At 47.1% G+C, this 10,666-nt stretch carries 11 protein-coding genes; all 11 read left to right on the forward strand.

Going from position 1 to position 10,666, the window contains the following annotated elements; translation table 11 throughout:
* Positions 1-40 precede the first annotated feature (40 nt).
* The 11 genes from gspD to AB4623_RS05530 all read left to right on the forward strand — a co-directional run bounded on the left by gspD (position 41) and on the right by AB4623_RS05530 (position 10,650).
* Complete coding sequence (gene gspD, locus AB4623_RS05480; RefSeq protein WP_102428475.1) at positions 41-2,065, forward strand: type II secretion system secretin GspD; 2,025 nt, start codon at positions 41-43, stop codon at positions 2,063-2,065.
* A complete protein-coding gene (gspE, locus tag AB4623_RS05485) occupies positions 2,065-3,567 on the forward strand; it encodes a type II secretion system ATPase GspE (protein ID WP_372145913.1) in 1,503 nt (500 codons plus the stop codon). The genes gspD and gspE overlap by 1 nt, the downstream gene beginning before the upstream one ends.
* Position 3,568: 1 nt before the next feature.
* Complete coding sequence (gene gspF / locus AB4623_RS05490) at positions 3,569-4,789, forward strand: type II secretion system inner membrane protein GspF (RefSeq protein WP_372145915.1); 1,221 nt, start codon at positions 3,569-3,571, stop codon at positions 4,787-4,789.
* An 88-nt stretch (positions 4,790-4,877) separates the two neighbouring features.
* A complete protein-coding gene (gspG, locus tag AB4623_RS05495; RefSeq protein ID WP_017062485.1) occupies positions 4,878-5,321 on the forward strand; it encodes a type II secretion system major pseudopilin GspG in 444 nt (147 codons plus the stop codon).
* 78 nt (positions 5,322-5,399) lie between these two features.
* The gene (gene gspH / locus AB4623_RS05500; RefSeq protein WP_017062484.1) at positions 5,400-5,993 is read left to right on the forward strand and encodes a type II secretion system minor pseudopilin GspH; all 594 of its coding nucleotides are present in this window, start codon (positions 5,400-5,402) and stop codon (positions 5,991-5,993) included.
* Positions 5,980-6,375 carry a type II secretion system minor pseudopilin GspI gene (gene gspI, locus AB4623_RS05505; protein WP_017062483.1) on the forward strand — a complete coding sequence of 132 codons (396 nt, stop codon included), beginning with the start codon at positions 5,980-5,982 and terminating at the stop codon, positions 6,373-6,375. Before gspH ends, gspI begins: the two co-directional genes overlap by 14 nt.
* On the forward strand, positions 6,362-7,129 hold the full coding sequence (gene gspJ / locus AB4623_RS05510) for a type II secretion system minor pseudopilin GspJ (RefSeq protein WP_372055319.1): 768 nt from the start codon (positions 6,362-6,364) through the stop codon (positions 7,127-7,129). Before gspI ends, gspJ begins: the two co-directional genes overlap by 14 nt.
* Positions 7,113-8,162, forward strand: coding sequence for a type II secretion system minor pseudopilin GspK (gspK, locus tag AB4623_RS05515; RefSeq protein ID WP_372145917.1), 1,050 nt, complete (start codon positions 7,113-7,115; stop codon positions 8,160-8,162). Before gspJ ends, gspK begins: the two co-directional genes overlap by 17 nt.
* Positions 8,131-9,360, forward strand: coding sequence for a type II secretion system protein GspL (gspL, locus tag AB4623_RS05520; RefSeq protein WP_019826468.1), 1,230 nt, complete (start codon positions 8,131-8,133; stop codon positions 9,358-9,360). The genes gspK and gspL overlap by 32 nt, the downstream gene beginning before the upstream one ends.
* Before the next feature lie 20 nt (positions 9,361-9,380).
* Positions 9,381-9,869 (forward strand): type II secretion system protein M, encoded by a 489-nt coding sequence (locus AB4623_RS05525; protein ID WP_065585037.1) that lies wholly within the window; start codon positions 9,381-9,383, stop codon positions 9,867-9,869.
* A gap of 1 nt (position 9,870) precedes the next feature.
* The gene (locus AB4623_RS05530) at positions 9,871-10,650 is read left to right on the forward strand and encodes a type II secretion system protein N (protein ID WP_048607634.1); all 780 of its coding nucleotides are present in this window, start codon (positions 9,871-9,873) and stop codon (positions 10,648-10,650) included.
* The last annotated feature ends 16 nt before the right edge of the window (positions 10,651-10,666 follow it).

Consider the following 10,666-nt stretch of genomic DNA (forward strand, 5'->3'; position numbering starts at 1 on the left):
ACTTTGCGTCTAACGAAGGACGAAAGTGTAGGAGAAGTAAGTGAAGCATTGGTTTAAGAAAAGTGCATGGTTATTGGCAGGAAGCTTGATCTGCACACCCGCAGCCATCGCGAGTGATTTTAGTGCCAGCTTTAAAGGCACTGATATTCAAGAGTTTATTAATATTGTTGGTCGTAACCTAGAGAAGACCATCATCGTTGATCCATCGGTGCGCGGAAAAATCGATGTACGCAGCTACGACGTATTGAATGAAGAGCAATATTACAGCTTCTTCTTAAACGTACTAGAGGTGTATGGCTACGCAGTCGTTGAAATGGACTCGGGTGTTCTTAAGATCATCAAAGCCAAAGACTCTAAAACTTCGGCGATCCCCGTTGTTGGTGACCGTGATTCAATCACTGGTGATAGCGTAGTGACGCGTGTAGTGACGGTTCGTAATGTATCGGTTCGTGAACTTTCTCCTCTGCTTCGTCAACTAAACGACAATGCAGGCGCGGGTAACGTTGTGCACTACGACCCAGCCAACATCATCCTTATTACAGGCCGAGCGGCGGTAGTAAACCGTTTAGCTGAAATCATCAAGCGTGTTGACCAAGCGGGTGATAAAGAGATTGAAGTCGTTGAGCTAAAGAATGCTTCTGCGGCAGAAATGGTACGTATCGTTGATGCACTAAGCAAAACCACAGATGCCCAAAACACACCAGCCTTCCTACAACCTAAATTAGTTGCCGATGAACGTACCAATGCGATCCTTATCTCAGGTGACCCTAAGGTACGTAGCCGTTTAAGAAGGTTGATTGAACAGCTTGATGTGGAAATGGCAACCAAGGGCAACAACCAAGTAATTTACCTTAAATACGCCAAAGCAGAAGATTTAGTCGATGTGCTGAAAGGCGTGTCGGACAACCTGCAATCAGAGAAGCAAACATCAACTAAAGGTAGCTCATCTCAACGTGACAAAGTGGTGATCTCAGCTCACAGTGATACCAACTCTTTGGTTATTACCGCCCAACCAGACATCATGAACGCGCTTCAAGATGTGATCGCACAGTTGGATATTCGTCGTGCTCAAGTATTGATTGAAGCCCTAATTGTCGAGATGGCAGAGGGTGATGGCATTAACCTTGGTGTGCAATGGGGTAACCTTGATACTGGTGCTGTGATTCAGTATGGCAACACAGGTGCGTCAATCGGTGGCGTAATGGTTGGTTTAGAAGAAGCGAAAGACACTGAAACGACCACCGCAGTCTATGATGATAATGGCGCCTTTTTGCGTAATGAAACGACCACAGAATCCGGTGACTACTCAACGTTAGCTTCTGCTCTTTCTGGCGTTAATGGCGCGGCAATGAGCGTAGTGATGGGTGACTGGACTGCCTTGATCAGTGCAGTAGCGACCGATTCAAATTCAAATATCCTATCTTCTCCAAGTATCACCGTGATGGATAACGGCGAAGCGTCGTTCATTGTGGGCGAAGAGGTGCCTGTTTTAACTGGCTCGACCGCAGGCTCAAGTAACGATAACCCATTCCAAACGGTTGAACGTAAAGAAGTGGGTATCAAGCTAAAAGTCGTGCCACAAATCAATGAAGGTGACTCAGTTCAGCTGCAAATAGAACAAGAAGTATCGAACGTATTAGGCGCAAACGGGGCAGTAGATGTTCGTTTTGCTAAGCGTCAGCTAAATACGTCAGTGATTGTTCAAGACGGTCAAATGCTGGTGCTGGGTGGCTTGATTGACGAGCGAGCGCTGGAAAGTGAATCTAAGGTGCCGTTCTTGGGCGATATCCCTGTTCTAGGACACCTGTTCAAATCAACCAGTACTCAGGTTGAGAAAAAGAACCTAATGGTATTCATCAAGCCGACCATTATTCGTGATGGTATGACGGCCGATGGTATTACTCAGCGTAAATACAACTTTATTCGTGCTGAGCAGTTGTATAAGTCAGAGCAGGGCCTGAAGCTGATGGATGACGATAATATTCCAGTACTGCCTAAATTTGGCGAAAGCATGAATTACCCGGCTGAACTTCAAGCCTTCATTGATCAGATGGAAACAGAATAATGGCTGAATTGGTAGGGGCGGCAGGTACTTATCAGCGCTTGCCGTTTAGCTTTGCGAATCGCTATAAGATGGTGTTGGAGTATCAACATCCAGAGCGCGCACCGATACTTTATTATGTTGAGCCACTGAAATCGGCGGCGATCATTGAAGTGAGTCGTGTTGTGAAAAATGGTTTCACGCCACAAGCGATTACTCTCGATGAGTTTGATAAAAAACTGACCGATGCTTATCAGCGTGACTCGTCAGAAGCTCGTCAGCTCATGGAAGACATTGGTGCTGATAGTGATGACTTCTTCTCACTAGCGGAAGAACTGCCTCAAGACGAAGACTTACTTGAATCAGAGGATGATGCACCAATCATCAAGTTAATCAATGCGATGCTGGGTGAGGCGATCAAAGAGGGTGCTTCGGATATTCATATCGAAACCTTTGAGAAATCACTGTCGATCCGTTTCCGTATTGATGGTGTGCTGCGTGATGTGTTGGCGCCGAGCCGTAAACTGGCTCCGCTGCTCGTGTCACGTGTAAAGGTTATGGCTAAATTGGATATTGCGGAAAAACGTGTGCCACAAGATGGTCGTATTTCTTTGCGTATTGGTGGCCGAGCGGTTGATGTTCGTGTTTCAACCATGCCTTCTTCGCACGGTGAGCGTGTGGTAATGCGTCTGTTGGACAAAAACGCCACTCGTCTAGACTTGCACAGTTTAGGTATGACAGCAGAAAACCATGAAAACTTCCGTAAGCTGATTCAGCGTCCACACGGCATTATCTTGGTGACCGGCCCGACAGGTTCAGGTAAATCGACGACCCTGTACGCAGGCCTGCAAGAACTCAACAGCAATGAACGAAACATTTTAACCGTTGAAGACCCGATCGAATTCGATATCGATGGCATTGGTCAAACACAAGTGAACCCTAAGGTTGATATGACCTTTGCGCGTGGTTTACGTGCGATTCTTCGTCAAGATCCCGATGTGGTAATGATTGGTGAGATACGTGACTTAGAGACCGCAGAGATCGCTGTTCAAGCCTCTTTGACCGGTCACTTAGTGATGTCGACCCTTCACACCAATACGGCAATCGGTGCAATTACGCGTCTGCGTGATATGGGCATCGAACCCTTCTTGATCTCTTCTTCGCTGCTGGGTGTTTTGGCTCAGCGCTTGGTTCGCACCCTGTGTAACGACTGTAAAGAACCTTACGAAGCGGATAAAGAACAGAAAAAACTGTTTGGGTTGAAGAAGAAAGACAGCCTAACGCTTTACCATGCCAAAGGGTGTGAAAGCTGCAGTCACAAAGGCTATCGAGGCCGTACTGGTATTCATGAGCTATTGATGATTGACGATTCGGTACAAGAGCTGATTCACAGTGAGGCTGGCGAACAGGCGATTGAGAAAGCAATTCGTGGCACAACACCAAGTATTCGAGATGATGGCTTGAGCAAAGTTCTGAAAGGGGTAACGTCCTTAGAAGAAGTGATGCGAGTGACCAAGGAAGTCTAGTATGGCGGCATTTGAATACAAAGCACTGGATGCCAAAGGCAAAAGTAAAAAAGGCTCGATTGAAGCGGATAACGCTCGTCAGGCTCGCCAAAGAATCAAAGAACTTGGCTTGATGCCGGTTGAGATGACCGAGGCTAAAGCAAAAACAGCAAAAGGTGCTCAGCCATCGACCAGCTTTAAACGCGGCATCAGTACGCCAGACCTTGCTTTGATTACTCGCCAAATTTCCACCTTGGTGCAATCAGGCATGCCGCTAGAAGAGTGCTTGAAAGCCGTGGCGGAGCAATCTGAAAAGCCACGTATTCGAACCATGTTACTGGCGGTTCGTTCGAAGGTAACGGAAGGTTATTCGCTAGCCGATAGCTTGGCTGATTACCCACATATCTTTGATGAACTGTTTAGAGCCATGGTCGCGGCTGGTGAGAAATCGGGTCACTTAGATGCGGTATTGGAGCGACTGGCTGATTACGCAGAAAACCGTCAGAAGATGCGCTCTAAGTTGCTGCAAGCGATGATCTACCCTGTGGTGCTGGTGGTGTTTGCGGTGACGATTGTTTCGTTCCTGCTGGCAACCGTGGTACCTAAGATCGTTGAACCGATTATCCAAATGGGCCAAGAACTTCCTCAATCGACACAATTTTTATTGGCATCGAGTGAATTTATCCAGAATTGGGGCATCCAATTACTGTTGTTGATCATCGGTGTGATTGTGTTGATTAAGACCGCTCTGAAAAAGCCGGGTGTTCGCATGAGTTGGGATCGCAAGCTATTAAGCATTCCACTGATCGGCAAGATCGCGAAAGGAATTAATACCTCTCGTTTTGCACGAACACTCTCTATCTGTACCTCGAGTGCGATTCCTATCCTTGAGGGGATGAAGGTTGCGGTTGATGTAATGTCGAATCACCATGTGAAGCAACAAGTACTGCAGGCGTCAGACAGTGTTAGAGAAGGGGCAAGCCTGCGTAAAGCGCTCGATCAAACCAAACTCTTCCCTCCAATGATGCTGCATATGATCGCCAGTGGTGAGCAGAGTGGTCAGTTAGAGCAAATGCTAACAAGAGCGGCAGATAACCAGGATCAAAGCTTTGAATCGACCGTGAATATCGCGTTAGGTATCTTTACGCCAGCACTTATCGCTTTGATGGCAGGCTTAGTGCTGTTCATTGTGATGGCGACTCTGATGCCGATGCTTGAAATGAATAATTTGATGAGTGGTTAATCAACTGCTCATAAGACGTTAGTTTTTGGATTAACGAGAAGAAGGACATTATTACCTTCAACTCGCTGTCTGTAATTTGGAGAAAATAATGAAAAACAGAATGAAGAAACAATCAGGCTTTACCCTATTAGAAGTGATGGTTGTTGTGGTTATCCTTGGCGTATTGGCGAGCTTTGTTGTACCTAACCTATTGGGTAACAAAGAGAAGGCTGACCAACAAAAAGCCATCACTGATATTGTGGCGCTAGAGAACGCGCTAGATATGTACAAACTGGATAACAGCGTTTACCCAACAACGGATCAAGGTCTTGATGCATTGGTTTCTAAGCCAAGCAGCCCAGAGCCTCGTAACTACCGCGACGGTGGCTACATCAAGCGTCTGCCAAACGACCCATGGGGTAACGAGTACCAATACCTAAGCCCTGGTGATAACGGCACTATTGATATTTTCACTCTTGGTGCTGATGGCCAAGAAGGTGGTGAAGGTATTGCGGCGGATATCGGCAACTGGAACATGCAGGATTTCCAATAAGCTTCAGCTTATTGTTTGATTCGTTATTGATGCTTGATACGTTATTGATGGTAGGACGTAAACAGATGGAGTCTAAAGGTGAAAACTAAGCAAACACAGCCAGGTTTCACCTTGATTGAGATTCTCTTGGTGTTGGTACTACTGTCAGTAACGGCGGTTGCGGTGATCGCGACCATTCCTACCAATAGCAAAGATGTTGCTAAAAAATACGCTCAAAGCTTTTATCAGCGAGTTCAATTACTCAATGAAGAGGCTATTTTGAGCGGCTTAGATTTTGGCGTTCGAGTTGATGAAAAGAAATCGACCTATGTACTGATGGCGCTTAAGTCTGAAGGCTGGCAAGAAGTCGATTTTGAAAAAATCCCCTCTTTAACTGAACTACCGGAAGAACTCGCATTGTCACTGACCTTAGGTGGTGGCGCATGGGAAGACGATGATCGGTTGTTCAACCCAGGAAGCTTGTTTGATGAAGATATGTTTGCTGATCTTGAAGAGGAAAAGAAGCCGAAACCACCACAGATCTACATCTTGTCGAGTGCTGAAATGACGCCATTTGTATTGTCGTTTTATCCAAATACCGGAGACACCATACAAGATGGTTGGCGTATTCGAGTATTGGACAATGGTGTGATTCGACTGCTAGAACCGGGAGAAGAAGATGAAGAGGAATAACCGTTCTCCTTATCGTTTTCGTGGTATGCCCCTTGGTTCTCGAGGAATGACGCTGCTTGAGGTATTGGTTGCGCTCGCTATCTTTGCGACTGCGGCGATCAGTGTGATTCGTGCTGTTACTCAGCACATCAATACCCTCAGTTATCTCGAAGAAAAAACCTTCGCGGCTATGGTCGTTGATAATCAAATGGCTTTGGTGATGCTGCATCCTGAGAAGCTAAAAAAAGCGCAGGGCACACAAGAGTTGGCCGAGAGAGAGTGGTTTTGGAAGGTCACGCCAATCGATACTAGCGATGATTTATTAAAGGCGTTTGATGTGAGTGTGGCAACCAGTAAACAAGCTTCTCCAGTGGTCACGGTGCGCAGCTATGTGGTCAAGTAAAAGCGTGTCGTTAGCTCAGAGCAAGTCGCTAAGTAAGAGCATGTCCGCCAATAAGCGTGTGTCTCGTACACAAGGTCTATCTTCGAACGGGAGAGGCTTTACCTTAATTGAGGTTTTGGTCTCGATCGCTATCTTTGCCACGTTAAGCATGGCGGCTTATCAGGTAGTCAATCAGGTTCAGCGCAGCAACGAGCTTTCAATCGAGCGCAGTGCTCGTTTAAATCAACTGCAACGTAGCTTAGTCATTTTAGATAATGATTTTCGCCAGATGGCGGTACGACAATTTCGTACCAACGGTGAAGAAGCATCATCTAAGCTGATCTTAATTAAAGAGTATTTACTGGATTCCGACAGCGTTGGCATCATGTTTACTCGCCTTGGCTGGCATAACCCACAGCAGCAGTTTCCTCGCGGAGAAGTCACCAAAGTGGGTTACCGCATTAAAGAAGAAACGCTTGAGCGTGTGTGGTGGCGCTACCCCGATACTCCTGCAGGACAAGAAGGTGTGATTACGCCTTTGCTTGATGATGTTGAAAGCTTGGAATTCGAGTTTTATGACGGAAGCCGCTGGGGGAAAGAGTGGCAAGCCGACAAATCGCTACCGAAAGCGGTAAGGTTAAAGCTAACCTTGAAAGATTATGGTGAGATAGAGCGTATTTATCTCACCCCTGGTGGCACGCTAGATCAGGCCGATGATTCTTCAAACAGCGACTCTTCAAGTAGTAATGAGGGGAATAATGACTCATCGAACTAATAAGTTTGCACTGACAAGGTCTGCCATGGGGCGCAAGCAGCGAGGTGTTGCGCTGATCATTATCCTGATGCTACTGGCGATAATGGCAACCATCGCAGGCAGTATGTCGGAACGCCTGTTTACTCAATTTAAGCGCGTGGGCAATCAACTGAATTACCAACAGGCTTACTGGTACAGCATTGGTGTCGAAGCGCTGGTGCAAGACGGCATTAGGCAAAGCTACAAAGACAGTGATACCGTCAACTTGAGTCAACCATGGGCGTTAGAAGAACAGGTATACCCGTTGGATTATGGTCAAGTTAAAGGCCGTATTGTTGATGCTCAGGCATGTTTTAATCTCAATGCGTTGGCTGGTGTGACGGCGACTTCAAGTAACCAAACACCTTATTTAATTACGGTTTGGCAAACCTTGTTGGAAAACCAAGATGTTGAGCCTTATCAGGCCGAGGTTATTGCACATTCAAGCTGGGAATTTGTTGATAGTGATACCCGAACCACCTCTTCAGCAGGTGTAGAAGACAGTACTTATGAGGCGATGAAGCCACCTTATTTGGCGGCGAATGGCTTAATGGCCGATGAGTCCGAACTACGAGCGGTTTATCAAGTTACCGGTGAGGTGATGAATAAGGTTCGCCCCTTTGTTTGTGCTCTGCCGAGTGACGATTTTCGCTTGAACGTGAATACACTTACGGAAAAGCAGGCGCCGTTATTGGAAGCGATGTTTGCCCCCGGCTTAAGTGAATCGGATGCCAAACAGCTGATAGACAAACGCCCATTCGATGGCTGGGATACGGTGGATGCGTTTATGGCTGAACCGGCCATTGTGGGTGTGAGTGCCGAAGTCAGCAAGAAAGCGAAAGCATATTTAACTGTAGATAGCGCCTATTTTGAGCTTGATGCAGAGGTATTAGTTGAGCAGTCACGTGTACGTATACGGACGCTTTTCTATAGTAGTAATCGAGAAACAGTGACGGTAGTACGCCGTCGTTTTGGAGGAATCAGTGAGCGAGTTTCTGACCGTTCGACTGAGTAGCGAACCACAAAGCCCTGTGCAGTGGTTAGTTTGGTCGACAAGCCAACAAGAAGTGATAGCAAGTGGCGAACTGTCTAGCTGGGAGCAGCTGGATGAGTTAACGCCTTACGCTGAAAAGCGCAGCTGTATCGCTTTATTGCCGGGAAATGAATGCTTAATTAAGCGTGTTGAGATCCCGAAAGGTGCTGCTCGCCAGTTCGACTCTATGCTGCCGTTTTTATTAGAAGACGAAGTGGCACAAGATATCGAAGACTTACACCTGACTATTTTAGATAAAGACGCAACGCACGCAACAGTGTGTGGTGTCGATCGTGAATGGTTAAAGCAAGCGTTAGACCTGTTCCGCGAAGCCAATATTATCTTCCGTAAGGTGTTGCCAGATACACTGGCCGTGCCTTTTGAAGAGCAAGGCATCAGTGCATTACAGATCGACCAGCATTGGCTATTACGTCAAGGTAACTATCAAGCTGTATCGATCAGCGAAGCATGGTTACCGATGTTTTTGCAAAGTGATTGGGTTGTTGCTGATGACGAAGAGCAAGCGACGACTATCTTCAGCTACACCGCGATGCCGAGCGATGACGTTCAACAGCAAAGCGGTGCGAATTGGCAAGCAAAGCCTGCGGAATTGGTGATGTCTTTGCTGAGCCAACAAGCGATCACAAGCGGCGTAAATTTACTGACTGGCACCTTTAAAACCAAATCTTCATTCAGTAAATATTGGCGTGTTTGGCAGAAAGTGGCGATTGCTGCTTGTTTGCTGGTGGCTGTGATCGTGACTCAGCAAGTGTTGAAGGTTCAGCAATTCGAAGCTCAAGCACAAGCCTACCGCATGGAGAGTGAGCGTATCTTTAGAGCTGTGCTGCCTGGTAAACAACGTATTCCGACAGTCAGCTACCTTAAGCGCCAGATGAACGATGAAGCCAAGAAATATGGCGGCTCGGGCGATGGTGACTCTTTGTTGGGGTGGTTAGCATTGCTGCCGGAAACCTTAGGTCAGGTGAAGTCAATTGAAGTCGAAAGCATTCGCTACGATGGCAATCGTTCTGAGATTCGACTACAGGCGAAAAGTTCTGACTTCCAACATTTTGAGACCGCGAGAGTGAAGCTCGAAGAGAAATTTACCGTCGAACAAGGTCCGTTAAACCGTAATGGCGATGCCGTATTTGGCAGCTTTACTCTTAAACCCCATCAATAACCTGCGTAAGGAGATCAGTGATGAGAAATATGATTGAGCCACTCCAAGCGTGGTGGACTTCAATAAGTCAAAGAGAGCAACGATTAGTTATTGGTTGCTCAATTCTGTTGGTGGTCGGTGTCGTTTATTGGGGGCTAATCCAGCCACTCAGTCAGCGAGCTGAACTCGCGCAGACCCGTATTCAAAGCGAGAAGCAACTACTGGCTTGGGTAACCAATAAAGCCAATGAAGTGGTTGAACTACGAGGCAGTGGTGGCATTAATGCCAGTCAACCTCTGAACCAATCTGTGCCTGCTTCTATGCGTCGCTTTAATATCGAGCTGATACGTGTGCAACCACGGGGCGAGATGCTGCAAGTGTGGGTAAAACCAGTGCCTTTTAATAAGTTCGTTGACTGGCTAACATATCTGAAAGAAAAACAGGGTGTTGAGGTCGAGTTTATGGATATTGATCGCTCTGATAACCCTGGGGTTATTGACGTCAACCGACTACAGTTTAAACGAGGTTAATGTGAAACGCGGTTTATCTTTTAAGTATGGCCTGCTCTTCAGTAGCATCTTTATCGTCTTTTTCTCGGTCAGCTTGTTGCTGCACTTGCCGGCTTCTTTTGCTCTCAAGCAGGCTCCTGCTGTGCGCGGCTTGAGTATCGAAGGCGTGGAGGGCACCGTTTGGCAAGGCAGCGCTAACAACATCGTGTGGCAGCGCATCAATTACGGTTCAGTGCAGTGGGATTTCCAGTTTTCTAAGCTATTTCAAGCCAAAGCAGAACTGGCGGTTCGTTTTGGTCGTAACAGTGACATGAACTTATCAGGTAAAGGGCGTGTCGGGTACAGCATGAGCGGCGCGTACGCAGAGAACTTAGTAGCTTCAATGCCTGCTATGAACGTGATGAAATACGCTCCAGCTATTCCAGTACCGGTTTCTATTGGTGGACAAGTTGAACTGACGATCAAGCATGCGGTTCACGCTCAGCCTTGGTGTCAATCTGGCGAAGGTACACTGGCTTGGTCTGGTGCCGCAGTCGACTCTCCTGTTGGCTCGCTAGACCTTGGCCCTGTGATTGCAGACATAACCTGTGAAGACAGCACAATTGCAGCGAAAGGCACTCAGAAGAGCGATCAGGTAGACAGTGAGTTTTCAGCGAGCGTAACACCCAACCAACGCTATACGTCGGCGGCATGGTTTAAGCCGGGGGCGGAATTCCCGCCAGCAATGCAGAGTCAGCTTAAGTGGTTGGGCAACCCTGATAGCCAAGGTAAGTACCAGTTTACTTATCAAGGTCGTTTTTAGCTAAACAGCTAGGGTC

Origin of the sequence: Vibrio sp. 10N.222.52.C12, assembly GCF_041474215.1 — a bacterium.
Lineage (GTDB): Bacteria > Pseudomonadota > Gammaproteobacteria > Enterobacterales > Vibrionaceae > Vibrio > Vibrio crassostreae_C.

Bases quoted from the DNA above. Each gene is read 5' to 3' on its own strand.
- AB4623_RS05525 (WP_065585037.1), top strand. From the start codon at position 9,381: ATGAGAAATATGATTGAGCCACTCCAAGCGTGGTGGACTTCAATAAGT.
- gspK (WP_372145917.1), top strand. From the start codon at position 7,113: ATGACTCATCGAACTAATAAGTTTGCACTGACAAGGTCTGCCATGGGG.
- gspE (WP_372145913.1), top strand. From the start codon at position 2,065: ATGGCTGAATTGGTAGGGGCGGCAGGTACTTATCAGCGCTTGCCGTTT.
- gspI (WP_017062483.1), top strand. From the start codon at position 5,980: ATGAAGAGGAATAACCGTTCTCCTTATCGTTTTCGTGGTATGCCCCTT.
- gspG (WP_017062485.1), top strand. From the start codon at position 4,878: ATGAAAAACAGAATGAAGAAACAATCAGGCTTTACCCTATTAGAAGTG.
- gspJ (WP_372055319.1), top strand. From the start codon at position 6,362: ATGTGGTCAAGTAAAAGCGTGTCGTTAGCTCAGAGCAAGTCGCTAAGT.
- gspF (WP_372145915.1), top strand. From the start codon at position 3,569: ATGGCGGCATTTGAATACAAAGCACTGGATGCCAAAGGCAAAAGTAAA.